Origin of the sequence: Mesorhizobium sp. B2-9-1, assembly GCF_006439455.1 — a bacterium.
GTDB lineage: Bacteria > Pseudomonadota > Alphaproteobacteria > Rhizobiales > Rhizobiaceae > Mesorhizobium.
Map to the genome: position 1 here is coordinate 558,237 of NZ_VFTP01000002.1, position 24,782 is coordinate 583,018.

18 protein-coding genes and 2 pseudogenes are annotated in these 24,782 nt (G+C 64.4%); 14 read left to right on the forward strand and 6 right to left on the reverse strand.

Going from position 1 to position 24,782, the window contains the following annotated elements:
• Positions 1-105: 105 nt before the first annotated feature.
• On the reverse strand, positions 106-4,185 hold the full coding sequence (locus FJW05_RS06885; protein ID WP_140629513.1) for an SEL1-like repeat protein: 4,080 nt from the start codon (positions 4,183-4,185) through the stop codon (positions 106-108).
• A gap of 450 nt (positions 4,186-4,635) precedes the next feature.
• On the opposite strand from FJW05_RS06885, the gene FJW05_RS06890 reads away from it, so the two are divergent.
• Positions 4,636-5,097: a MerR family DNA-binding transcriptional regulator gene (locus tag FJW05_RS06890; protein ID WP_140542085.1), complete on the forward strand. Its 462-nt coding sequence runs from the start codon at positions 4,636-4,638 to the stop codon at positions 5,095-5,097.
• Between the two features lie 69 nt (positions 5,098-5,166).
• Here FJW05_RS06890 and FJW05_RS06895 read toward each other — a convergent pair whose 3' ends face one another.
• On the reverse strand, positions 5,167-5,718 hold the full coding sequence (locus FJW05_RS06895; protein WP_140629515.1) for a hypothetical protein: 552 nt from the start codon (positions 5,716-5,718) through the stop codon (positions 5,167-5,169).
• Positions 5,719-5,928: 210 nt separating this feature from the next.
• On the opposite strand from FJW05_RS06895, the gene FJW05_RS06900 reads away from it, so the two are divergent.
• The 6 genes and pseudogenes from FJW05_RS06900 to FJW05_RS06925 all read left to right on the forward strand — a co-directional run.
• A complete protein-coding gene (locus tag FJW05_RS06900) occupies positions 5,929-7,725 on the forward strand; it encodes an acyl-CoA dehydrogenase (protein WP_140629518.1) in 1,797 nt (598 codons plus the stop codon).
• A 52-nt stretch (positions 7,726-7,777) separates the two neighbouring features.
• Complete coding sequence (locus FJW05_RS06905) at positions 7,778-8,950, forward strand: acyl-CoA dehydrogenase family protein (protein ID WP_140629521.1); 1,173 nt, start codon at positions 7,778-7,780, stop codon at positions 8,948-8,950.
• Between the two features lie 33 nt (positions 8,951-8,983).
• On the forward strand, positions 8,984-10,192 hold the full coding sequence (locus FJW05_RS06910; RefSeq protein WP_140629524.1) for an acetyl-CoA C-acetyltransferase: 1,209 nt from the start codon (positions 8,984-8,986) through the stop codon (positions 10,190-10,192).
• A 14-nt stretch (positions 10,193-10,206) separates the two neighbouring features.
• Positions 10,207-12,426 carry a 3-hydroxyacyl-CoA dehydrogenase NAD-binding domain-containing protein gene (locus FJW05_RS06915; protein WP_140629527.1) on the forward strand — a complete coding sequence of 740 codons (2,220 nt, stop codon included), beginning with the start codon at positions 10,207-10,209 and terminating at the stop codon, positions 12,424-12,426.
• Between the two features lie 10 nt (positions 12,427-12,436).
• Positions 12,437-12,595, forward strand: a pseudogene (locus tag FJW05_RS06920) (thioesterase); the annotation flags it as partial.
• 112 nt (positions 12,596-12,707) lie between these two features.
• Positions 12,708-13,084 (forward strand): annotated as a pseudogene (locus FJW05_RS06925) (thioesterase family protein); the annotation flags it as partial.
• Positions 13,085-13,096: 12 nt separating this feature from the next.
• Here FJW05_RS06925 and FJW05_RS06930 read toward each other — a convergent pair.
• Positions 13,097-14,746 carry a hypothetical protein gene (locus tag FJW05_RS06930; RefSeq protein WP_140629531.1) on the reverse strand — a complete coding sequence of 550 codons (1,650 nt, stop codon included), beginning with the start codon at positions 14,744-14,746 and terminating at the stop codon, positions 13,097-13,099.
• 298 nt (positions 14,747-15,044) lie between these two features.
• Between FJW05_RS06930 and FJW05_RS06935 the strand changes: the two genes are divergently transcribed.
• Together FJW05_RS06935 and FJW05_RS06940 are read left to right on the forward strand one after the other, a co-directional pair.
• Complete coding sequence (locus FJW05_RS06935; RefSeq protein WP_140542045.1) at positions 15,045-15,686, forward strand: helix-turn-helix transcriptional regulator; 642 nt, start codon at positions 15,045-15,047, stop codon at positions 15,684-15,686.
• 8 nt (positions 15,687-15,694) lie between these two features.
• A complete protein-coding gene (locus tag FJW05_RS06940) occupies positions 15,695-16,552 on the forward strand; it encodes a thermonuclease family protein (protein WP_140629533.1) in 858 nt (285 codons plus the stop codon).
• On the opposite strand, the gene FJW05_RS06945 is transcribed toward FJW05_RS06940, so the two are convergent.
• Positions 16,515-18,164 (reverse strand): lysine--tRNA ligase, encoded by a 1,650-nt coding sequence (locus tag FJW05_RS06945; protein ID WP_140629536.1) that lies wholly within the window; start codon positions 18,162-18,164, stop codon positions 16,515-16,517. The two genes, FJW05_RS06940 and FJW05_RS06945, sit on opposite strands and share 38 nt — an antisense overlap.
• Before the next feature lie 213 nt (positions 18,165-18,377).
• On the opposite strand from FJW05_RS06945, the gene FJW05_RS06950 reads away from it, so the two are divergent.
• Complete coding sequence (locus FJW05_RS06950) at positions 18,378-18,791, forward strand: tellurite resistance TerB family protein (protein ID WP_140542047.1); 414 nt, start codon at positions 18,378-18,380, stop codon at positions 18,789-18,791.
• 78 nt (positions 18,792-18,869) lie between these two features.
• On the opposite strand, the gene FJW05_RS06955 is transcribed toward FJW05_RS06950, so the two are convergent.
• The gene (locus FJW05_RS06955; RefSeq protein WP_140629768.1) at positions 18,870-19,691 is read right to left on the reverse strand and encodes a transporter substrate-binding domain-containing protein; all 822 of its coding nucleotides are present in this window, start codon (positions 19,689-19,691) and stop codon (positions 18,870-18,872) included.
• Positions 19,692-19,972: 281 nt separating this feature from the next.
• On the opposite strand from FJW05_RS06955, the gene FJW05_RS06960 reads away from it, so the two are divergent.
• From FJW05_RS06960 to FJW05_RS06970, 3 genes are all read left to right on the forward strand, one after another.
• Positions 19,973-20,704, forward strand: coding sequence for a LuxR family transcriptional regulator (locus tag FJW05_RS06960; protein ID WP_140629538.1), 732 nt, complete (start codon positions 19,973-19,975; stop codon positions 20,702-20,704).
• Between the two features lie 98 nt (positions 20,705-20,802).
• Complete coding sequence (locus tag FJW05_RS06965; protein ID WP_095765902.1) at positions 20,803-21,441, forward strand: acyl-homoserine-lactone synthase; 639 nt, start codon at positions 20,803-20,805, stop codon at positions 21,439-21,441.
• A gap of 11 nt (positions 21,442-21,452) precedes the next feature.
• Complete coding sequence (locus FJW05_RS06970) at positions 21,453-22,202, forward strand: enoyl-CoA hydratase-related protein (protein ID WP_140542050.1); 750 nt, start codon at positions 21,453-21,455, stop codon at positions 22,200-22,202.
• A 119-nt stretch (positions 22,203-22,321) separates the two neighbouring features.
• On the opposite strand, the gene ppk2 is transcribed toward FJW05_RS06970, so the two are convergent.
• Complete coding sequence (gene ppk2, locus FJW05_RS06975; RefSeq protein ID WP_140629540.1) at positions 22,322-23,227, reverse strand: polyphosphate kinase 2; 906 nt, start codon at positions 23,225-23,227, stop codon at positions 22,322-22,324.
• 202 nt (positions 23,228-23,429) lie between these two features.
• On the opposite strand from ppk2, the gene FJW05_RS06980 reads away from it, so the two are divergent.
• Positions 23,430-24,695 (forward strand): ATP-binding protein, encoded by a 1,266-nt coding sequence (locus FJW05_RS06980; RefSeq protein ID WP_140629543.1) that lies wholly within the window; start codon positions 23,430-23,432, stop codon positions 24,693-24,695.
• The last annotated feature ends 87 nt before the right edge of the window (positions 24,696-24,782 follow it).

Sequence of the window (24,782 nt, forward strand, 5' to 3'; positions counted from 1 at the left end):
CGCGGCGGCGGGATCAACCCCCGCCGCCGCGCCGAAACAAAAACCATCTCAATCAGTTAACAGGCAAATGTGTGGCAGGGCGTCGCATATGCGACGCGTCCGCCCTTATTTGTGCGCCAAGAGCGCCTTGACGAGCGGCGCGTCAATCTCGCCCGTCGGCTTCATCTTGTTGTCGGTCTGGAAGGCCATGATGGCGTTTTTGGTCTTGCCGCCCATCACGCCGTCGGCACCGCCGGCATCGTAGCCGTTCTTGTTGAGGATCAGCTGAATGTTCTTCACCGCCTTCTTCATATCGATCCCGGCGGTCGTCTGCGGCGCGCTGTCCTGCCAGGACTCCGGAACGTCGGCCGAGTTGGCGGCCGCGTTGAGCGGCTTGGCCTTCCACAATTCCGTGGCGGCGCGCGCCCGCTCGAGCTGTTCGGGCCTGAGCGCATTGGCGATCTCGTCGCGCTTGGCGGCGGCGTCCTTGTCGCCGGTCTTGGCGACGAGCGCGAACCACTTGTAGGATTCTTCCAGGTTCTGCTTCATGCCGACGCCCTTGGCGGCCAGGATACCGAGGTTGAACTGGCTGTCCTTGACGCCGAGGTCGGCGGCTTCCTGGAACCAGTGCGTCGCCGATTCATTGTCGGTCACGCCGTCCGCCGCCATGGCGAACAGCACCGCCAGATTGTGCATGGCGCTGGCGTTGCCCTGTTCGGCGGCGAGCTGGTAATAGGTCTTGGCCTTCTTGATGTCGCGCGCGACGCCGATGCCTTTTTCGTAGAAATTGCCGATGCGGTATTCGGCCGGCGCGAAGCCGAGCTCGGCCGACTGCTCATACCATTTGGCGGCCGCCTTCATGTCTTCCTTCACGCCGCGCGATTCCGCATAGCGCGAGCCGATCTCGAACAGCGCCTTGGCGTCGCCGCCGGCGGCAGCGTCGTGCAGCGCCACCGGACCGATTTCGGAAGGAATATCGAATTTGGCCGCGGCGGCCTGGTTCCCGGCCGTCGGCACGGCGCCTGTCGTGTCGGCGGAGGTTGCCGTCGGAGTGCTGGCGGCGGCGCCCTCGGCTGCCGGACTGGCCGTCATCGGGTTCTTGGCCATCGGCTGCATGTCGCCATCCGTGTCCGTCGCGGTGGTTGCGGCTGCGGCTGCGGGTTCGGGCGGCGTTGTCGAAGCCATGGGAGCCGGCACCGGCTCGGCAGGCGCAGCAAGCGCCACTGGCGCGGGCGCCGGTCCGGCCGGCATGGCGGCGGCATTTTCGGGACTTGAAGGGATGGAAGCGGCCGGTTCCGCGTCCTTGACGGGCTCGGCCTGCCTGACGGGCCGGGCCGGGCCGCTTTCGTCCTGTGCGGTTTCCGCGCCGGCCTTTTGCGTGTCGGCTTGCGGGCTGGCGATGGCATTGAGCGAAGCCGTGTCGACCGCCTGCGTGGAGACGATCGGCGCAGGCTGGTTGTTGGCCGTTTCGACGGGATCGGACAAAAAGGCCTTGCCCAACTGCAGGCCGGCCAGCGCCATCATGATCGCGGCGGCCGCCATCAGGATCGGCTTGCGCCGCGCCTTGAGCAGGTCGCCTATCCTCAGCGCCTTCACCGGGCCGGTCATGGTCGATTGCCGCTTCAGCGTGTCGGCTTCCGCGGCGGCGGCCTGGGCCGCGCGGCGGGCCGCGGCGATGAAATCGGACTTCGCGGCATCGCCCTCGTTGCGCCTGACCGGCTGGCCGCCGCGCTCGTCGCGCACGCGTTTCATGATGGCGTTGAGGTCCGGCGCGCCGGAACCGGGCTCCAACGGCCGGTTGGCGGCCTTGGGGTCGAGCGGCTCGTCGATATCGACGCTTGGCACGTCGGCAACTCGCGCCGAACCCGCCAGCGGCATTGTATCCGCATCCTTCTTGCCTTTGAAGGCGCGCGCCAGGCCACCGAACATCGATCTCTTGCGGCCCGCCGCCTCGCTCTTGTCGCCAATCGCATCCGGTCCGAGCGCCGCCATGGCCGCTGCGGCCGCGGCCTCGGCCGGCGTGCGCGGCGCGTCTGGCTCGTCGCGCATGATCGCCGCCGCGCGGCCTTCGAGACCGGCCATGTCTCCCGTGAGCGGCAGCGGCTGGTCGATGTCCATCGAAGGCGCGTCCTGCACCGCGATCTTGCCGCCGCGGCCGCCGCGCTTGCCGGCCGGCTGCGGATCGACCAGTTCGCTGACCGCTTCGCTGGTCTCGTCCGATTCGAGCGAGCCGAGCCTGTCGACGATCTTGAGCAGCGTATCGTGGATCGCCTCGAATGTGCGCGAGTTGCGCTCGTCGGAGCGGCGGGTGAGCGCTTCGAGCGTCTTCAGGTCCTGGGCGAGGCCGGCAACGGCGGTCGCGTTGCTCTGGGCCGTGCTGGACGTCGAGTCGGCAAGCGATCTGACGGCGCTCTCGGCCGCCTCGCGCGCCACGGTCAGGATGGAATCGCGCGTGCCCGCCAGCGACTTCTCGATCTCATTGAGGCGCGGGCTGATGTCCTCGAATTCGGGCAGCGGCGTGCCGGGCTTGGAAAGATGCGCCGACAGGCCGGCGACCTGCGCCTCCAGGCTGCGGATCAGCGCCGGATCGATGCCCGCGACCTGCTGCGCGGACGATTCCAGCCGGCTGGAAATATCCTCGAGCCGGCTCTCCAGCCCGCGGATCGCCATGTCGTTGGCGGGATCCGGCGTGCGTGTCTCGATGCGCTTGGCCAAAGCGGTGAAGCGGGCGTCGATCACCTCCATGATGCCGGCGCTCTCGTCCTGGCGCATGCGCTGATCGAGCCTGTCGGCGACCTCGTCCAGCCGACGCTCGAGATCGCGAAACAGGATATTGCCCTGTTCCATCGCATCGCCCTGGCGGCGCTCGATTAGCATCGACAGCGCCTCGAAGCGCTGTTCCAGGCCTTGGAAGATATGATCGGCGTCGGGCATTGCCTGCGCGCGGTCCATCTTGTCGGTGATCAAGGCGATCTGCTTGCCGAGCCGCTCCATGGCCTGCTCGGGCACGTCCGCCCTGCCGGCCAACTGGTCCACACGGCTGCTGAGAAGATTGAGGTGATCGATGACTTCCGCGCCGGGCCGCGACTGCGCGACCTCTTCGATCTGCACTGCCAGGGAGGCGATGCGCTTCTCGATCCGGCCGAAGGTCTCGGGGTCGAAGGCATTGGCCTGCGCGGCCACCGTCGAGGCGACGATGGCGCGGGAAATCTCGTCCAGCCGCTCGTCGATCATGGCCAGCGTCTCGCCGCCGCGCATGGTCTGCTGGCCGGCGAAACGGTCGACCGCGCCGGCAAGCGTGCGCACCTTTTCCTCCAGCGAGCGCAGCGAAAGCGATTCCGGCAGGTTGTTGACGGCGCTGCTGATCTGTTCGAGCCGGTCGGTCAGCACCGAAAGACTCGGGCCTTCCGCTCGCTTGCGCTGATCGGCGTCGACGCGGTCTTCGAAGGCGCTCCAGCGGCGGTCGAAATCGTCCCAGCGACGGTCGACCTTCTGCACGCTTTCCTCGCGTGCCAGCGTGTCCAGCGCGCCCTTCACCTGTTCCAGTTCCAGCCGCAGCAGGTTGACGCTGCGGTCGTCGCTCTTTTCGGCCAGTGTCTGGATGGCGCCCGAAAGTCGCTCGAATTCGAGGCCGAGCTCGGCGCTGCTCTTATCCGGCAGGCCGTTGGCGCCGCGCTGCATAGCGCGGTCGATGTCCTGGCGAAACGCTTCGAATTCGCGCTGCAGGCCGGCGGTCATCTGGTGGCGCAATTCCTCGCGCAGCCCGCGCAATTCGACGGCGATCTTGCCGACCATGGCGACGCTGTCTTCCTGGCCGCGCACCCGGTCGATGTCACGCGCGATCGCCTGATAGCCCTGGTCGAAGGCGGGCGCGGCGGGCGCCGGATTTTGTGGCGCACGCGGTTGCGGCCGCTGATTCTGTGAGCCAGGATTCTGCGCCGCCGGGTTTTGCGGCGGCCGGTCCAGGGGTCTTTGCGCGGCATAGGTGTCTTCGTACCAGCGCGGCTGGCCGTAAGGCTGCGTGCTTGGATAACGTGGCTCGACCGGCGGCCGCCGCAGGTCGGGGCGATCGGGCATGTCGGCGCGCGTGCGGTCCAGCCGCTGCTCCAGCGTTTCGAGCGAGCGGTTCAGTTCTTCGAGCGAGGCGTGCGGCCGGCGTTGCCTGCCGGCGTTGAGTGTATCGAGATAGGACCGCTTGCTGTTCATCGATGCGCCCGTGTTCAGAATGGCCGGCCGGAGGCCGGTCTCCCATTAGCCTGCCGGGAACGAAGCGAGCCGAGCGGTTTTGCTGCGGAGGAAGACGGGCTTCCCGGGTTTTCACCCACGCTTCGAAAACCGTGAAAAATTCTCTACAGGATAAACACGGGTGACCGACATGCGCACATTTCGCCCAACGTGGTAAACAAGGCGTTAACCAAGCTTAAGAAGCCGCGCATAATCGTGAGCCGCCTGGCGGGTGCGGCATAAAGCTCCGTTTCGACAACGCCCTTGCGTCACCCTGCGGCTGTCGATATAGAATTGACGTAAACGTAAAAGGTGCGAAGCCGTGCCTCTTGCGATTGACTTGTTGCAACCACGATTGGAAGCACGCCCCCGCTTCCACTCAGGCGACGCTTGGTCCGCGACCGCGACGCCACCAGGGGAAAGCCAGTGACCATGAAACTTGTTTCGCCCGGCGAAGCCGCGGCCAATACCAATGACATCCCGGTCGAAGCCGGCGAGGAATTCGTCCGCATCGGCGAGATGGCCAAGAAATACGGTGTGACGCTGCGCACGCTGCGTTTCTATGAAGACAAGGGCCTGCTCAATCCGCATCGCGACGGCTCGACCCGTCTCTATACGCGCCGCGACAAGGCTCGCCTGAAGCTGATCCTGCTCGGCCGCAAGGTCGGGTTCTCGCTGCGCGACGTCAAGCAGATGATGGATCTCTACGATCCGACCGGCACCAACACCAGGCAGTTGCGGCTGGCCCTCGACAAGTCGGAGAAGCAACTCGCCCGCCTGCAGAAGCAGCGTGCGCTGATCGACGACGCGATCAACGAGCTCAGCGCCTCGATGACACAGGTGCGCCACATGCTGACTGAGCGCACCGCGCCGCAGGCCAGCGCCGCCGGCTGATCGCGCGAGCATTCAATCTCCCAAAAAAGCCGCGTGGCTGTTGCCACGCGGCTTTTTTCTTGGGCTTGCTCAGGACAGCTGCTGCACCGTTGACGCTTTGATGCGCAAGCCGGTCGTGCCGGCGCGTTCAAGAATTGCAAGCAGGCTCCAGAATGCGTCCGGCGAGGCTGTCCCAAAATCCACGGTCAGTTCCCTCGGCCGAACCCAGAGCGAATGGATGATGTTTCCAAGCTCCGCATCGTCCCGGTGACGATCATCGTTCGGATCGAACCAATGCTGGAACCATGTATCCAGCTCATCGTGCGGGGGAGACGCGAGCGTGTGACGGATCACGACATCGTTCCACTGGAGCTGCTCCACCAACAGCTCGGCACTTCCAATCCGGCCTGAAAACGGCTCGAACCTCACAATGTCGGGCTGAAGCTCGACGGGTTCGATCTGTCCGTCGTTCTTGATGAAGTCGATGCAGCAGAGCTGCCGAAACAGCTCGTCCTGATCGGCGAGCTGGAACTTGACCTCCGCCGTTCCGCGGGAGCAACTTTGCTGCTGTTCCTTCACGAATGACCGGAACTGGTCCAGATAATGAGTCTGGATGGTGATGATGAATGCGGCTGGGTTCATTATGGGAAACTGCCCTGCCATGGAAATGCGGGCAAGGAGAGTTTGACGAAAATTTCTCCCTGCGCTCACCAAAATTTTTTGCGGCCGCGACCAAGTTGACGTTTACGCAAACGTCAATATTTGTTATCGGGACATCGATATTGGCCCGGCCTCCCATCCAGGATGCGGATGGGACTTGCCGGTCGGCCAGGACCATGGGCGGAGGAAGGCATGACGATCTACAGGGCGCCGATCCAGGACACGCTGTTCGTGCTCAACGATGTGCTGGGCTATCAGCGCTATTCCAATCTTCCGGGCTTCTCGGATGCGACGCCCGACGTGCTCGAGGCGATCCTTGCCGAGGGCGCCAAGCTGGCCGAAAACGTCATGCATCCGCTGAACCGCGTCGGCGACATGGAAGGCTGCGTGCGCCATGACGACGGCTCGGTAACGACGCCGAAGGGCTTCAAGGAGGCCTACGACCAGTATCGAGAAGGCGGCTGGATGGGGCTTGCGGCACCCGTCGAGTTCGGCGGCCAGGGCCTGCCCTACACGGTGCACCAGGCTATTTCCGAATATATGGTTTCCGCCAACATGGCGCTGATGATGTATCCCGGCCTGACGCAAGGCGCGATCGCGGCCATCGTCACCCACGGCACCGACGAGCAGAAGGCGACATGGCTGCCTAGGCTGATCGAGGGCACCTGGACCGGCACCATGAACCTGACCGAGCCGCATTGCGGCACCGACCTCGGCCTGCTGCGCACCAAGGCCGTTCCCAACGGCGACGGCACCTACAGGATTTCCGGCCAGAAGATCTTCATCTCCGCCGGCGAGCACGACATGGCGAACAACATCGTCCACCTAGTGCTTGCCCGCGCCGAGGGCGCGCCGGAAGGCGTGAAAGGCATCTCGCTGTTCATCGTGCCGAAATTCAGGCTCGATGGCTCGGGCAATCCCGGTGAGAGGAACACCGTCTCCTGCGGCTCGATCGAGGAGAAGATGGGCATCCACGGCAACTCGACCTGCGTCATGAACTATGACGAGGCGGAAGGCACTCTGCTCGGCGAATTGAACGGCGGCTTGAAAGCCATGTTCACGATGATGAACGAGGCCCGTCTCGGCGTCGGCCTGCAAGGGCTTTCGGTCTCCGAGATCGCCTATCAGAACGCCGTCTCCTACGCCAAGGACCGCCTGCAGGGCCGCTCGCTGTCGGGCGTCAAGGCGCCGGACAAGAAGGCCGACCCGATCATTGTCCATCCCGACATCCGACGCTCGCTGATGACCATGAAGGCCTTCAACGAGGCCGGCCGCGCGCTGGCGCTGTGGACGGCGATCAAGTCCGACGTCGCGCACCGTTCCGGCGACGACAAGGACCGCCAGGCGGCCGACGACTACACCGGCCTGATGACCCCGGTGGTCAAGGGCGTGCTCACCGACAAGGGTTTCGACCACGCGGTCATGGCGCAGCAGGTGTTCGGCGGCCACGGCTACATCGAAGAACACGGCATGAGCCAGTTCGTGCGCGACGCCCGCATCGCCATGATCTATGAAGGCGCCAACGGCATCCAGGCGCTCGACCTCGTCGGCCGAAAGCTGGCGCAGAATGGCGGTCGCGCCGTGCAGGCCTTCTTCAAGGAAGTCGGCGAGTTCTGCGAGGAAAACCGTGCCGACGAGAAGATGGCGCCCTTCACCAAGGCGCTGAAGAAGGGCCTCAACGACCTGCAGGCGGCCACCATGTGGCTGGTGCAGAACGCCATGGCCAAGCCCGACAATGCCGGTGCGGCCTCGAGCGACTATATGCATCTCTTCGGCCTGGTGGCGCTGGGCTACATGTGGGCGCAGATGGCGAAATCCGCTGAGGCGAAGCTCGCGGACGGCGCCAACGGCGCTGGCGCGTTCTACGACGCCAAGCTCACGACCGCGCGCTTCTTCATGGAGCGCGTCATGCCGGAAACGGCGGCGCGTCTCGCCCGCATATCGAGTGGCGCGGACACGCTGATGGCGTTGCCGGCGGAAGCGTTCTAGGTTTGGTGGGCCGGCACCGCCGGCCCACCAGTGTCGGAACGCGGAGGAAATCGTGGCGACAAATCCAGCCGAAATTCTTGGTCTTCCCAAGCCCGCCTGGGCGGCGGACGAGGTCGGCATGCTCTACGACATGGCATGCCGCTTCATGGCCGAAGAGATCGCGCCGCGCTACGACGAGTTCGAGAAGAACGAGATGTTCGACCGCGAGAGCTGGCTGAAAGCCGGAGCGGCCGGCTTGCTTTGCGCTTCCATGCCGGAGGAATATGGCGGCTCGGGCGGCACCTTCGCGCATGAGAGCGCCATCATCGAGGCGATCGGCCATGTCGGCGTCGACGGCTTCGGCATCGGCCTGCACAATTCGATCGTAGCACCCTACATCCTGCATTACGGTTCCGAGGAGCAGAAACAGAAATGGTTGCCCAAGCTCGCGACCGGCGAGCTGATCGGCGCCATCGCCATGACGGAGCCCGGCGCCGGCTCCGACCTGCAGGGCGTCAAGACCCGCGCCGAGAAGGACGGCAACCATTACAAGATCAGCGGCTCGAAAACCTTCATCACCAATGGCCAGCTCGCCAACCTGATCATCGTCGTCACCAAGACAGATCCGGACAAGGGCGCCAAGGGCACCTCGTTGATCGTCGTCGAGACCGAGGAGGTCGAGGGCTTCGAGCGCGGCCGCAACCTCGACAAGATCGGGCTGAAGTCGAACGACACGTCCGAGCTGTTCTTCAACGACGTGCGCGTGCCGACCTCAAACCTGCTGGGCCACGAGGAAGGCAAGGGCTTCGTCCAGCTGATGCAGCAATTGCCGCAGGAGCGGCTGCAGATCGGCACCGGGGCGATCGCCATGATCGAGCGGGCGCTGGCGCTGACCATCGACTACGTCAAGGAACGCAAGGCCTTCGGCAAGGCGATCATCGATTTCCAGAACACCCAGTTCAAGCTGGCCGAATTGAAGACCGAGGCCACGATCGGCCGCGTCTTCTACAATGACTGCGTCGCCCGCCATATCGATGGCGGTCTCGACCCGGTGACCGCCTCGATGGCCAAATACTGGCTCAGCGATCTGCAGGGCAAAGTCGTCGACGAATGCCTTCAACTGCACGGCGGCTATGGCTACATGAATGAATATCCGATCGCCCGCATGTACCGCGACGCCCGCGTCCAGCGCATCTACGGCGGCACCAACGAAATCATGAAATTGCTGATCGGGCGTTCTCTCTGAGCGCGGCGGCCGGCAAAGCCAAGGAGCACGAAAATGACTGAGGCTTACGTCTATGACGCCGTGCGCACGCCGCGCGGCAAGGGCAAGAAGGATGGCTCGCTGCACGAGGTGCCGGCGGTCAGGCTTGCCGCAAGGACGCTCGAGGCGCTGCGCGACCGCAACGGGCTCGACACCGGCAATGTCGACGACATCATCTTCGGCTGTGTCGACCCCGTCGGCGAGGCGGGCTCCGTCATTCCGCGCGCCGCCGCCTTCGAGGCCGGCTACGCGACCTCGGCGCCCGGCATGCAGATATCGCGCTTCTGCGCCTCTGGTCTCGACGCCATAAATTTCGGCGCCGCCAAGATCGCGCAAGGGGCGGATGAGATCGTCATTGCCGGCGGCGTCGAATCCATGTCGCGCGTCGGCATGGGCATGTCGGGCGGCGCCTGGTTCATGGATCCGTCCGTTGGCCTACCCGGCTGGTTCGTGCCGCAGGGCATCTCGGCCGACCTGATCGCCACGAAATACGGTTTTTCCCGCGACGACGTCGACGCTTATGCGGTTGAGAGCCAGAAGCGCGCCGCCAAGGCCTGGGGCGAGGGCCGTTTCAAGAATTCGGTGATCCCGATCAAAGACCAGAACGGCCTCACTATTCTTGACCATGACGAGCACATGCGGCCCTCGACCGACATGCAGTCGCTGGCCTCGCTCAACCCGTCCTTCGTCATGCCGGGCGAGATGGGAGGCTTCGACGCGGTTGCCGTGCAGAAACATCCAGAAGTCGAGGAAGTGAACCACGTCCACCACGCCGGCAATTCCTCCGGCATTGTCGACGGCGCCGCCGCCGTGCTGCTCGGCTCCAAGAAAGCCGGCAAGGCGATGGGGCTCAAGCCACGCGCCCGCATCCGCGCCTTCGCCAATATCGGCTCGGAACCGGTGCTGATGCTGACCGGTCCGGTCGACGTCACCGAGAAGCTCCTGAAGCGCGCCAAGATGAAGCAGTCGGACATCGACCTGTTCGAGCTCAACGAGGCCTTCGCCTCGGTCGTGCTGCGCTACATGCAGGCTTTCGACATCCCGCACGACCAGATCAATGTCAATGGCGGGGCGATCGCCATGGGCCATCCGCTCGGCGCCACCGGCGCCATGATCCTGGGCACGGTGCTGGACGAGCTGGAGCGCCGCGATCTCAACGCCGCGCTGGTCACGCTCTGCATCGGCGCCGGCATGGGCACCGCAACCATCATCGAACGCGTCTGACGGGGAGAGAAGAGATGAGCTACACCAATTTCACCCTCGACGTGGACGCCGACGGCATCGCGCTGATCACCTGGGACATGCCGGACCGCTCGATGAACGTCTTCACCGAGGAGGTGATGCGCGAGCTGAACGCCATCGTCGATCATGTGGCCGGCGATGCCGCCCTCAAGGGCGCGGTCATCACCTCCGGCAAGGACAGCTTCTCCGGCGGCGCCGACATCGCCATGCTGCAGAAGATGCTGGCGACCTTTGCCGTCGACAAGGAGAATGATCTCGAAAAGGCGACCAAGACACTGTTCGACAATGCCGGCTACATGACCGGCCTGTTCCGCAAGATCGAGACCTGCGGCAAGCCGTTTGTGTCGGCGATCAACGGCACCTGCATGGGCGGTGCTTTCGAGATGTCGCTCGCCTGCCACGGCCGCGTCGCCGCCGATTCCGACAAGGTGAAGATGGCCCTGCCCGAAGTGAAGATCGGCATCTTCCCGGGTGCCGGCGGCACCCAGCGCGTGCCGCGGCTGACCGACCAGCAGCAGGCGCTACAGATGCTGACCACCGGGCAGAACCTGACGCCGCAAAAGGCAAAGGCGATGGGCCTGATCCACGAGATCGCCGAGCCTTCGAAACTGGTCGAGATCGCCAAGGCGATGATCCGGAACGGCCTGAAGCCGGTCGCGCCCTGGGACGAGAAGGGTTTCAAGCTGCCGGGCGGTCCGATCTATTCGGCGGCCGGCGCCAATCTGTGGCCGCCGGCGATCGCCATCCTGCGCCGCGAAACCTACGGCAATTATCCCGCCGCGGCCGCGATCCTGAAATGCGTCTATGAAGGCCTGCTGGTGCCGTTCGACACGGCGCTCAGGATCGAGCAGCGCTATTTCACCGAGATCATGCAGTCGAAGGAAGCAGCGGCGATGATCCGCTCGCTGTTCGTCTCGCTGCAGGAACTGAACAAGGGCGCACGCCGTCCGGCCGGCGTGCCGGAGACCAAGTTCAAGAAGATAGGCATTCTCGGCGCCGGCTTCATGGGCGCCGGCATCGCCTACGTCACGGCGCGTGCCGGGATTCCCGTGGTGCTGCTCGACCGCGATCTGCCGTCGGCCGAGAAGGGCAAGGCGCATTCCGACAGCCTGATGGCCGATCAGGTCAAGAAGGGCCGCGCCAAACCCGAAGACAAGGACAAGCTCCTGTCGCTGATCACCCCGACGGCGGACTATGCCGACCTTACCGGCTGCGATCTCGTCGTCGAAGCGGTCTTCGAGGATTCGAGCGTCAAGAAGGAAGCCATGGAGAAGGCCGAAGCGGTGCTGAAGTCATCGGCCGTCTTCGCTTCCAACACCTCCACCATACCGATAACAGCGCTGGCGAAGAATTCGGCGCGGCCGAAGAACTTCATTGGCATCCACTTCTTCTCGCCGGTCGACAAGATGATGCTGGTCGAGATCATCCTCGGCAAGAAGACTGGCGACAAGGCTCTGGCCGTTGCCTTCGACTTCGTGCGCGCCATCAAGAAGACGCCGATCGTGGTTAACGACACGCGCGGCTTCTACGTCAACCGCTGCGTGCTGCGCTATATGTCGGAAGCCTATAAGATGCTGATCGAAGGCGTACCGGCGCCGATGATCGAGAACGCCGCCAAGGCTGCCGGCATGCCGGTCGGCCCGCTGGCGCTGACCGACGAGACCGCCGTCGACCTTGCCCAGAAGATCATGAAGCAGACCATCAGGGATCTGGGCGACAAGGCCGTCGATCCCGGGCAAATGGCGCTGATCAACACCATGGTCGACACGCATGGCCGCTTCGGCCGCAAGAACGGCAAGGGTTTCTACGACTATCCGGCCAAGCCGGCGAAGAAGAAGCTGTGGCCGGGCCTGAAGGATCTCTACCCGCAGCTGAAGCCCGAAAAGGTCGACTATGAGGAGCTGAAGCAGCGCCTCTTGGTCACCATCGCGCTGGAAGCGGCGCGGGTGATGGAAGAGGGCATCGTCACCGATCCGCGCGAGGCGGACGTCGGCTCGATCCTCGCTTTCGGCTTCGCGCCCTTCACCGGCGGCGCGCTGTCCTACATCGACGGCATCGGCGCCAAGCGTTTCGTCAAGATCGCCAAGGGGCTGCAGAAGAAATATGGCGCCGAGTTCAAGGCGCCAAAACTCCTGCTCGACATGGCCGAGAAGGGCGAGACCTTCTACCAGCGCTTCGACCCCTATCGGAAGGGCGAGGTCAGAGAGGCGGCCTGATCAACCCAAGATGTATGCCTGGGGTCGAATGCCCGCACCCATGGCCACGGCGTCGAGCCGTGGCCCTTATCGGGTCGGCGAGGAAAGCCGGCTGGCTTTTCGCTGCCTGCCGATCGACATCGACTTCAACCTGCATCTCAACAACGCGCGCTACATGATGCTGGCCGATCATGCGCATGACCCCGAAAATCGGAATCGATTTTCGGAAAGGATCATGCGCCACTCCGAAGTGCTACAGCGTCCTTTGCGCGTCCAATAGGACGCGCAAAGGACGCTGTAGGCGCATCGACATCTTCCTGCGCGTCGGCCTCATCGCGCTTGCGCGCAAGAATGGCTGGGCGCCGATGATCGGCGGACTGCAGGTCGCCCATGTGCGCGAGATCAGGCTGTGGCGCCGCTTCGAGGTGGTCTCGTCAATCGAGAACTGGGAAGGCACGTCCGTCATCGGCAGGCATCGTTTCGTCCTGGATGGCGGCGAGACCGCGGCGATGATCCTGACCGCCGGCGGCGTCTATGACCGCGGCGGCCGCCGCTTCCTCGACATCGACGAGGTCGTTGCGGCGCTCGGCCACGCCGCCAATCCACGCCGTCGACCGAAGCCGAGCGGGCCTTCATGGTGTCGCACCGGAATTTGCGCGAACAGGGTAAGGCGGCCTGATCGCGCTTCGGCTCAGACCGCCCTGCCGAGCAGAAAATCGGCCACCTCGTCCGAAAAGACCATCAACTCTTCGTCGAACGCGACGACGGTCCGCCTGCCTTGCGGATCCGGCCGCCCGGCCGGCATTCCGTGCGCCACAAGCGCCTCTGCGCAACCAACCCAGTCGCCGCCGGGTTCAGGCTCGTTGACCGACGCCCAGCCGAGCGTCCCACGCACATCGCCGCCGAAGCCATGCCGTTCTTTCCATTCCGCGCCGTGTTCGAGCAGGAAGCGGGTAAGGTCGGCATCGCCGCGAAAGACGGCATGGTTCAGCGCCGAGGCGTCCCAGTCGCCGCCGCGCCGGGCGATCGGCCAGCCGAGCCTGACCATCGCCTTCACCGCGTCGCGGCAGCCCTGTGCGGCGAGTTCGGGCAAGAGCCGCAATTGCTGGTCGGACAGCGAATCCGGCAGGTCGGGCCGGCGGGCCTTGATTATCCGCGCCGCCGTCTCGTCGCCGGTCGCGCAGGCGGCGATGAATTGCTCGTCGTCCAGAAGTGGACCTTCGTCACCTGATTGCCGCAGCCGCGCGGCGACATCCGGCAAGCCGAACCGCAGCGCAAGCTGATAGGCGCTCAGGCCTTCGGGTGTTCGCGCCGACGGGTCGGCGCCGGCCGCGAGCAGCGCTTCGATATGCGCCGGCGAACGGCGGCGCCGGATCGCCCACAGAAGCGGCCTGCCCCAATCGGAGGTCGGCTGACTCCCCGCCGATTCGTTTGGATCGGCATCCGGCGCGGCGAGCAGCAATTCCAGCGTCTCCAGGCTGTCGAGATCCAGGACGCGATAAAGCGCGTTCGAACCCGTGACGCGGGCGCCGGCCTCAAGCAGAAGCCGCGTGCAGGCGGGGTTCTCGAGCGAGTGGTAGAGCGACTCCCCGTCATTCGGATTGGCGCCCGCGTCGAGCAACAGCTTCGTCATCTCCGGATCGTGGTTCTGGCCGGCCGCGCCGTACAGCGCCGAGAGCTTATATTTATCCGAAGGCTTCTCCAGCGAGGCCGGCGGCCAACGGCTGCCGGTCGCCTGATTAGGATCAGCGCCGGCCGCGATGAGCAATCTCGCGGCGGCGTGAAGCGCGTCGCGAAAGCGTGGCATCCGCACCAGGCTCGAATGGGTCACGGCCACCAGCGGCGGCAGGTTCAGCGGGCCGCCGGGGCGGTTGACCCAGCCCGCGTCCCGCTTCATCGCCTCCCGCAGGACTGCTTCGTCGCCAACCGCGCAGGCCAGATATGCGTCGCCCCGTGTGAGGCCGGGATGTTCCTCGACCATGCGTGCTGCGGCCGCCGGGCTCGCGCGGTCGGTGCTGCCGCTGATGTCCCCGGCATAGACCAGTCCAGCCCAATTACGGAACGAGGAGGCGCGGTCGGCGCCATAGGCACGCTGCGCGGCGACGAAGCTGCCGAGGTCGCGCCAGGATGGGAAGCCATATTCGCGCGCCAGGCACGACTGGGCGTCATGCAGGCGAAGGCCGAGCGCAGCGATTGCCGGGTCGTCCTTGCCCAGCGCCAAAGGCAGGCTTTCGCGAAAGCGGGCGAGCGCGTCCGGCTCACCGCGCCGGTAGGCCGCGAGCAGGTCCTTGGCCTGTTTCTTCAACAGGTCGAGATTGGGACGGTTGGGGAGTTGGTTCATGAAAACCTCCGTGCGTTCTTCGCCGAAGGTCCGCAAATCCGGCTGCACAAAGGTTTGGCTGTCAGCTCATTGAAGCAAGTGGGTTCAACCCTTCCCGCGGACCCGGAGGCGGCTTGCACCGCAGGTCGACCATAAATTGATCCGGCCGCCGGGGTCAATCGGACGCCCGATATCCACCTTGCCCGTTTGCGCGACAGCGTATCACTTTCCATCCCGGTCCACCGCTACCGGTGGACAATGGTGTGGTCGCGCGCTAGACAGGCTTGAGGCATTTTTTCCTGTTTGAAGGAGAGCGCGCGTGCTCTCACACGACCGCGTATGGGCCGCCATCGACGCTCTCGCCGAGCGCTATTCGCTCTCGGCTTCCGGTCTAGCCCGGCGCGCGGGTCTCGATTCGACGGCCTTCAACAAGTCGAAGCGCCTGTCTTCCGACGGCCGGCCGCGCTGGCCCTCGACCGAATCGCTGGCCAAGATCATCGAGGCCACCGGCGCGTCGCTCGAGGAGTTCACCGGACTGGTCGAAGGGCGCGGCGGCGTCTCCATAGCCCAACAGCGCAGCGCCGTCCCGTTGCTTGGTTTTGCCCAGGCCGGCGCGGGAGGCTTCTTCGACGATGCCGGCTATCCGGCGGGACAGGGCTGGGATCTGGTCGAGCTGCCGGCGCGGGCGACCGAGACGTCCTATGCGCTGCAGGTGCAGGGCGATTCCATGTTGCCGCTCTACCGCAATGGCGATGTGCTGATCGTCGAACCGGGCGCGCCGACGCGCAAGGGCGACCGTGTCGTCGTCAAGACCACCGCCGGCGAGGTGATGGCCAAGGTGCTCGACCGGCAAACGGTGAAATCGATCGTGCTGGTTTCGCTCAACCCCGCTCACCCGGACCGCGACATCCCGACGCGCGACATCGAATGGGTGGCGCGCATCGTCTGGGCGAGCCAGTAGGCCAGCTTATGCGGATTCTTCAGACAGCCCTGGCGGTTCTGGCAATTCCCGTGATGGCGGCGCTCGTCGTAACCGGCGGGCGCGCAATCAAAGGCAGTGAGAGCACGATCACGGTGGATCGGATCGATCCGGACGCGCTTGCGGATCCGAGCTCTGAGTCGCAGCCGGACGAGCCCGCGACCTCGGCCATTCCCGCGCCCGCCGCTCCGCAGCCACCTGTTCATTCGAGGGCCATCGATCCCGACGTCGTGGCGCCGCCCGCTCTCTCGGATAGCGAACTCGAACGGGTGGAACCGCGCGCGCCGCTCAGCGATCTGGCGCTGGCCGGGCCGCCCAAGCCGCCCAAAACGAAGATGCCGGGCGACTGGAACGGCACAAAATTGTTCCAGCCGGTCGCTACCGCCGCCGGGCTCATCGAGTCGAAGGGCTATGCCGTCGCCGTGTCCGGCGTGGACGTCGTCAAGGCCGACGAAACCTGTAGCGACGCGGGCAAGAGCTGGGCCTGCGGCACGCGCGCCAGAACAGCCTTCCGCGCCTTCCTGCGTGGCCGTGCGGTCGCCTGCACGGTGCCGCCGGACGGCGGTCGCGACATCATTACCGCCGAATGCCATATCGGCAATCAGGACATCGGCCAGTGGCTGGTCGAGAATGGCTGGGCGCGCGCGGCGCAAGGCGGTCCCTATGTCGAGGACGAGAACAAGGCCCGCGCCGCAAAGAAGGGTATTTTCGGCCCGGCGCCAAAGCTTGACGGCCTGCCGGCGCTGCCGGCCGCGTCAGGGCCGGCGCCGGTGGCGCCGGATTCGATCCTGCCGGCCGATGGCGGCGCCGTTACGCCGCCAGTTGACCAGCCAGCGCCCGCTCAATGAGCGCGCGCGTCTCGGCGATGCCGTAAAGCGCCGCGAAGGAACCGAAGCGCGGTCCGCGCTCCTGGCCGATCAGCACCTGGTAGATCATCTGGAAGAAGACGACCGACACGCCGGGCCCGCCTTCCGGGCTCTGCTTGGAATGATCCTGGTAGCGCTCGATTTTGCGCGCGACATTGAGCGCGGCGTTCTGGATCGCCTCGCCGTCGGCGCCTTGCGGCAGCGCACCGAGCGCGTCGGAGAGCTTGGCCAGCGCGTCGCGCTCCACCTCGTCGGCGGCGCGGTAGACCTTGGTCGGCTTCACGAAGTCGTCGAAATAGCGGATCGCGTAGCCGGTCAGCCGGTCGAGCTCCGGATGCGTCTTCGGCGTCACGCCCGGCGCATGCCGCGAGATGAAGCCCCACAGCACCGCCTTGTCATGCGCGTTGGAGGCGCTGACCAGGTTGAGCAGCAGCGCGAAGGGCACCGGCAGGTCGATGGCCGGCGGGTTGCCGTCATGCATGTGCCAGACCGGATTGCCGAGCCGCTCCTTCCAGTCCTGGCGCGGATAGGCGCCAAGGAAAGCGTAATACTCGTCCACCGCCTTCGGGATGACGTCGAAATAGAGCTTCTTCGCCTGCCGCGGGCGCTGATACATGTAGAGGCCGAGGCTCTCCGTCGGCGCGTAGGTCAGCCATTCGTCGATGGTCAGGCCGTTGCCCTTCGACTTCGAGATCTTCTGGCCTTCCTCGTCGAGGAACAGCTCGTAGACGAAATGCTCCGGCGCGCGTCCGCCGAGGATGTTGCAGATGCGGTCGTAGATCGCCGCGTTGGTCTGGTGATCCTTGCCGAACATCTCGAAATCGACGCCGAGCGCCGCCCAGCGCATGCCGAAATCCGGCTTCCACTGCAGCTTCACATGACCGCTGGTGACAGGCAGGGTCGTCTCGGTGCCTTCGTCGTCGAAGGTGATGGTGCCGGCCTTGGCGTCGACATTTATCATCGGCACGTAGAGCACGCGGCCGCTCTTCGGCGAGATCGGCAGGAACGGGCTGTAGGTCGCCTGGCGCTCCGGCCCGAGCGTCGGCAGCATCACGCCCATGATCTCGTCATAGCGTTCGGCGGCGCGCCGCAGCACCTCGTCGAAACGGCCGGCCTTGTAGTACTGCGTTGCGCTGGCGAATTCGTAGTCGAAGCCGAACGTGTCGAGGAAGCGGCACAGCATCGCATTGTTGTGGTCGGCGAAGCTCGCATAGTCGCCGCCGAACGGATTGGGCACCGAGGTAAGCGGCATATGCAGATAGGGCTCAAGCGCGGCGCGGTCCGGCACGCTCTCCGGGATCTTGCGCATACCGTCCATGTCGTCGGAGAAGCACAGAAGCTTGGTCTTGACCTTGTCTTGCGTCAGCACCCGGAAGGCATGCCGCACCATTGTCGTGCGCGCCACCTCGCCGAAGGTGCCGATATGCGGCAGGCCGGACGGGCCATAGCCGGTCTCGAACAGGACGGTCTCGGGAAAGTCCTTGCCCTTGTAGCGGGCGATGACTTTCTTCGCTTCCTCGAACGGCCAGGCCTTGCTCTCGGCCGCCGCGGCAAGCATCTCGGGAGTGAGATCGATGATGTTTGATCCCGTCATGTCAAAGTTCCAGTCATGGCCGTCTTCGCGGCGGATAAGGATTTGTCGACCGGTCTCTAGGCGTGACAGGCTGGAGCGTCAACGATTTGCGGCGGTTTTCCTTGCGACGCCACGATAGCGCTCTTACGTTCGAGGCCCATTCATGCAGTGCATGTCACCCAAAAGTGTGTCACGGTTTTGGAGAGATGACATGCGCGCCTTCAGGAGTTTTGAATGCCTTCATTGACGCCGCACGAAGCCCTGATCCACCTGATGGTCATCACATCGGCCTCCGATCGCGATATGACGGATGTCGAGCTGGCACGGATCGGCGACGTCGTCCGCTCCTGGCCGGTGTTCGTCGACTTCAACCAGGACAGGCTGGTTGCAGTGGCACAGGCGTGTCAGAAGGCGCTGCATGAGAAGGACGGGCTGGAAGGCGTGCTGGCGCGCGTCGCCGAGGCGCTGCCGGAGCGGCTGCGCGACACCGCATATGCGGCTGCTTTCGAGGTTGCCGCCGTCGATCTCGAAATGCGCATGGAGGAAGTGCGCGTCCTGCAGCTCATCCGCCTCAAGCTCGACCTCGACACGCTGACCGTCGCCGCGATCGCCCGCGCGGCGAAGGCGCGCTTGCGCACGCTGACGTGAAGCAATCCAGGAAAAGTCTGAGCGGTTAGGCTCGGCGACTTCGCCGCAGCCTTCTGTTCGGAATTGCTGGATAACCGGCTAGAAAAAACTCACCGGGAAATAGCGCAGGTAGAACTCGGCGAAGGTGCCCTTGATCGAGATTTCCTGCAGCGCGTAATCGAAGGCGGCGGCAAGCGCGGTGTCGTTCTTGCGGGTGGCGATAGCCATGCCCGAGCCCAGATATTCCGGCGCCAGATACGGACCGCCGGCGAAGCGGCAGCAGCCGGCTGCGTCCGAGCCGCCCAGCCAGAAAGCAAAGCGCATGCCATCGCCGAAGGCGGCGTCGACCTTGCCGGCCTTGAGGTCGGCATAGAGGTCTTCCGGTGTGTCGAAGGTCACCACCTGCACGGTGTTGAAATAGCCGCGCAGCATTTTCTCATGCGCCGAGCCGGCGACGACGCCGACCCGTTTGCTGCGCAGCTTGTCGAGGATCGGCTCGGCGAAGGCCTTCGCCTTGGGCATGATGAAGCGCGCCGGGAATTGCATGTAGGAGCGCGAGAAGGCGTATTTCTCGCGGCTGTCCGGCGTCGCGGCAATGCCGGCGATGATCGCCTCGCCTTCGCCTTTCTGCAGAGCATCGTCCAGTTCGTTCCACGGCAAAGCCTGGACCTGGCATTTTTCGGCGACGCCCAGTTCCGCGCAGATCGCCCGCGCCAGATCGATGTGGAAACCCGACAGGCGGCCGGCGCCGTCGAGGAAGTTGAACGGCGGAAAATCAGTGGTGGTGAGAAATCTGAGCCGCGACAGCGCGGAGAGATCGGGCTTCGGCAGCCGCTCCTTGGCGTCCCACAGCACCGGCACCTGCGGCTCCGCCGCCTGAGTCGGTCCGGCAAGGGGCAGCGCGCCTGCCAGCACCGACATCAGGGCCAGAAATATCCACCGCAAGATCACGATATGGCTCCGCACCTGTCCCCGTTCCTTGGCTTTTCGTATGAAAAGGGGGGCAGGCACAACGGTTTTTGATTTCAAGCAGCCAAATTAAGCGTATGCTTTAGCACGTTTGCAAGTGACCTTGCGTGCCGGAAGGGGGAAGCTGCCGGTTTTGCTGAGGAGATTGCGACGCGGGGGTTGATGGCGAAGGGGGGTTCGGGCATCTACCGTCGGTAATGAAAAAGCAGAAGCAACATGGGGTAGATGTTGCGATGGGCCTGTTCGACAGAACTCTGGAATACATAGACCAGTTGCAGCATGCTGGCACCGCGGCCGCGGTCTGCGAGAGGCTGCTCGGCATCACCTCGAGCTTCGGCCTGACCGCCTTGATGGCGGGAACCGTGCCGCAGCCGGGCACGCCGCGCGGCCGGCAGAAACAGCACGTGATGCTTTGCGATTGGCCCGGCGATTGGCTTGAGCGCTATGTGGCGCGCAACTATGTCGACCACGACCCGGTCGTCAGCCACATGAAGCAGCTTCAGGCGCCGTTCCAATGGCGGGACGCTTCCAAGAACGCCCTGATAGACAAGAACAGCGACGAAGTCATGGGCGACGCCCGCGAGTTCAAGCTGCGCGACGGCCTGGCGTTTCCGCTGGTCACGCTCGACGGCCAGATCGTCATGGTCTCGCTGGGCGGCGAATCCGTTGAATTGTCGGATGCGGAATTCGGAATGGTATCGCTCGCGTCGACCTATGCGATAGGCCGCGCCATGCAACTGCACACCAAGGCCGACAACGTCATCGATCACATAGAATTGACGGCGCGTGAGCGGGAGTGCCTGCAATGGGCCGCCGTCGGCAAGTCCGAATGGGAGATCTCGCAAATCCTCGGCATCTCGGAACACACTTCCGAGAAACACCTTCTTAACGCCAAGAGCAAACTCGGCGCAGCCAACCGGGTGCAGGCAGTCGCGGAGGCGATTAGGCGCGGCTATATTAGCTAGGTCGGCCGTGCCGACCTGGAAATTCTTGCCTGCGCATTCGCGTAATATTTTAAGGGACGTCACGGCCGTATCTTCCTCTTAAGCCCAGGAGACGGCTAATGCTTTTTGCCCTTACCACTCAGGAACTGATGGAACGCCCCGACCTTTGGGAAGCGGTCCATCGCTTGCGCTACAAGATCTTCGTCGAGGAGATGGGTTGGACCGATCTCGACCGTCCGGACCAGCTCGAGATCGACCAGTTCGATCATGACGAGGCCGAACACCACCTCGTCATCCGCAACGGCGAACTGGCTGGTTACCAGCGCATGCTGCCGACCACACGGCCGCATCTTCTGACGGACGTTCTGTCGGATCTCTGCGAAGGACCGTCCCCCTCGGGGCCGAATGTCTGGGAACTGACCCGCTACGCGGTGGCTCCGGGTTTTCGCGACGGCAAACGCGGCGTCTCGACCGTCGGCACCGAGCTGATCGCCGGCTTCGTCGAATGGGGCCTGAAGCGCAACGTCAACCAGGTCATCATCGAGTTCGAGCCGATGTGGGTGCTGCGCGCCCTGCAACTGCACTTCCTGGCGACGCCGCTCGGTTACCAGCGCACCTATGGCAACCAGCAGGTCGTGGCGACGCTGCTCACCTTCACCGAGCATACGCTCGATGTCGTGCGGGCCCGCCGCAACCACCACCTGCCGGTGCTGAACCGGGGTTATCCCGGTCTGCTCGGCCTCAAGCAGGCTTCGTGATGGAGGCGGTCATGAGTTTCCATCCCGAACCGGAACTGCGCGGCCATACGCTGGTCGTCACCGTGTCCTCGCATGACGGCCGGCCAGTGCTCGACAGACACGCCTATGCGAGCCTTGCCAGGACCTTGCGCGATGCGGCGGTCAACGACGAGGTCCGCGTCGTCATGCTGCGCGGCCTTGCCGGCTGCTTCTGCCTTGGCGGCGACTTCTCGGAGTTCCTCGACGCCACCAAGCACCGAGAGTTGATCGCCGCCGTCACCGACATGTTCCGCATGTTGGCGACCTTCCCCAAGCCGGTCCTTGCCTGCGTCGACGGCGATGCTGTCGGCGTCGGCTGCACCATCCTGTTCCATTGCGACATGGTGATCGCTTCCAGGGGCAGCACCTTCAGGGTGCCGTTCGTCGATTTCGGCCTGGTGCCGGACGCGGCGACCAGCATTTTGGCCCCCCAGAAGCTCGGCTATGCCGGTGCGTTCCGCTTCTTCTGCCTGGGCGATACGCTGGGCGTCGAAGACGCCAAGGCGCTCGGCCTGGTCGGCGAGATCGTGACGCATGGCAGCGCCGAGGAAGCAACGCTGGCAAGGGCCAAACAGCTGGCCAAGAAGCCTGTTGCGGCATTGCTGCAGACGCGCAGCCTGCTCAAGGGAGATACGGACGTGTTGTGCGACCGCATCGACCACGAGATCACGCTGTTCCAGCAGGCGCTTCAGGATGACACCACGCTGAAGCGGCTGCAGCGGATTGCTCGCCTGGCCGCCTGAGCGCCCGGCATGAAACCTCAGCGCCGCGCAAGCCGAAAGGCGCGCGGCGCTGTAACTCGTCCGGAACTGCGTTACCACGCGGGTAGGGCAGGCCAGCGGTTCCAGACGAAGAACAACAACTAGTCTTTCAGGAATTCCGGCCCCTCGCCGATGATCTTCTTGTCGGGCTTGCCGACGGCATCGAGGTCCCTTCCGTCATAAGGCAGGGAAAGCAGGATACGCTGGATCACCGCGAGCCGGGCGCGTCGCTTGTCATTGGCCCGTACGACGATCCAGGGCGAGAACTCCTTATGCGTGTGCTCGATCATCTGGTCGCGCGCCCTGGTGTAGTCGTCCCACTTGCCGACGCCGGCGATGTCGATCGGCGAGAACTTCCAGTTCTTCAGCGGCGACCAACGGCGGTCATGGAACCGTTCGAGCTGCGTTTCGCGGCCGATATTCAGCCAGAATTTGAAGAAATGGATGCCTTCGTTGCGGATCATCCGCTCGAAATGCGGCGTCTCGTCCAGGAATTTTTCGTGCTGCTCCGGCGTGCAGAACCCCATGACCGGCTCGACGCCGGCGCGGTTGTACCAGGAGCGGTCAAAGGTGACGAACTCGCCCGAAGTCGGGAAATGGTCGACATAGCGCTGGTAATACCATTGCCCCGCCTCGGTCGGCGTCGGCTTGGGAAGCGCGACGTTGCGGGCCGTGCGCGGGTTCATATATTGCCGCAGCACGAAGATCGTGCCGCCCTTGCCGGCCGCGTCTCTGCCCTCGAAAAGCGCCATCACCCGCTTGCCGGTGGCCTGCAGCCAGGCCTGCGCCTTGACCAGTTCGATCTGCAGCCCTTCGAGCTCCTTTTCGTAGTCCTCGCTTTTCATCTTCTTGTCGTAAGGATAACCGCCGGCGGTAAGCTTGTTGTCCTCGATCCAGTCAGGCAGCACCGGATTGTCGATGTCGAACGCTCGCTCCTTGCCGCCGATCTTGATCTTGATCGGTGCCGTGGCGGGCACCGCTTCAGCCGTTTCCTTGGCATTTTTCATCCGGACGAACCTTTCCAGTTTGCGGACTCATGCTATGGAGCCTGTGCAGCGCAGCGCGCACTCGGGCGCAAAGACGCTGCAGCATTTTGATCTTGCGCATGAACCTTCGCGAAAATCGATCCTGATTTCCAGGGTCCCATGCGTCAGGCCGGTCCAGCGAGCCGGCTGACCGGTCGAACGGGATGCGGGGTGGCGCGGGCCTATGGCAGAGACGGGCGCGGGACAAGACAACAAGGGGCGAGCCTTGACGGGGCGGCTGGCGCGCAACCGCTGGCTGCTTGGCGCGGGCGTTCTCGCGATCCTTGCCGTTTATTTTTTCGCCGGCGCATCCGCCTATGTGCTCGTGCTGGCCCTGGCCGTGCTGGCGGCCGCGGCGATGCTGCCCGCAGATGCCGAACGTGAGCCGGCCGATGCGGGGGCAGCGATCGAGGCCAGCGGGCTGCAGAGGCTCTCCGGCGAATATCTGGCCGCCGCGGTCGCCGACCCGCTGATCATCTTCGACCATTCCGCCACCATCGTTCACGCCAATGCCGCCGCCTTCGCCGCCTTCGGCGGACTGGCGCCCGGTATGTCGCTGTCGCTCAAGTTCCGCGCCCCGGAGATGCAGGCGCTGCTCGACAGCATCCTTGCCGGAGAAGTCGCTTCCGATGCGGTCGACTACACCGAAAAGCTGCCGGTGGAACGCACATATCGGGTCAGCGCGTCCACGGTCGGCCATGCCACCGGCCTTTACGTGCTGGTGTTCAAGGATCAAAGCGAGACGCGTCGTATCGATCGCATGCGAGCCGACTTCATCGCCAATGCCAGCCATGAGCTGCGCACGCCGCTTGCCTCGATCGCCGGCTTCATCGAGACGCTGCGCGGGCCGGCCCGCAACGATCCGGCGGCGCGCGACCAGTTCCTGCAGATCATGCAGAACCAGACCGGCCGCATGGCCCGCCTGATCGACGATCTGCTCTCGCTGTCGCGGTTGGAGATGAAGCCCTATCTGGGTCCCGGCACCGAGGTCGATCTTCGCCAGACGATCGACAGCGTCATCGATTCGCTCGGGCCGCTGGCCGGTGAGAACGGCGTCGTCATCGAGCGGGAGTTCGCCAACGCGCCGCTCGTCGTTCCCGGCGATCGCGACGAACTATTCCAGGTTTTCGAGAATCTCCTGGAGAACGCCTGCAAATACGGCCAGTCAGGCGGGCGTGTCACCGTATCGGTCGCCGGCGGCGAGGATGGCCAGCAGCCGGGCTTCGACGTCACGATAAGGGATTATGGTCCGGGCATTGCCGAAGAACACATCCCGCGCATCACCGAGCGCTTCTACCGCGTCGATGTCGAAAACAGCCGCGCCCAGAAAGGCACCGGGCTTGGCCTTTCGATCGTCAAGCATATATTGACCCGTCACAACGCAAGATTGTCGATCAAGTCGGAAGTCGGCAAGGGCGCGGCGTTCACGGTTCATTTGCCGGCTCGCTGATCGTATATCGGTTACCAACCGGGATTTTCTTCTTTCTGTCATGCGGTTCACGTATCAGCGACGGATTGAGGGAACGCACCAGCCGGC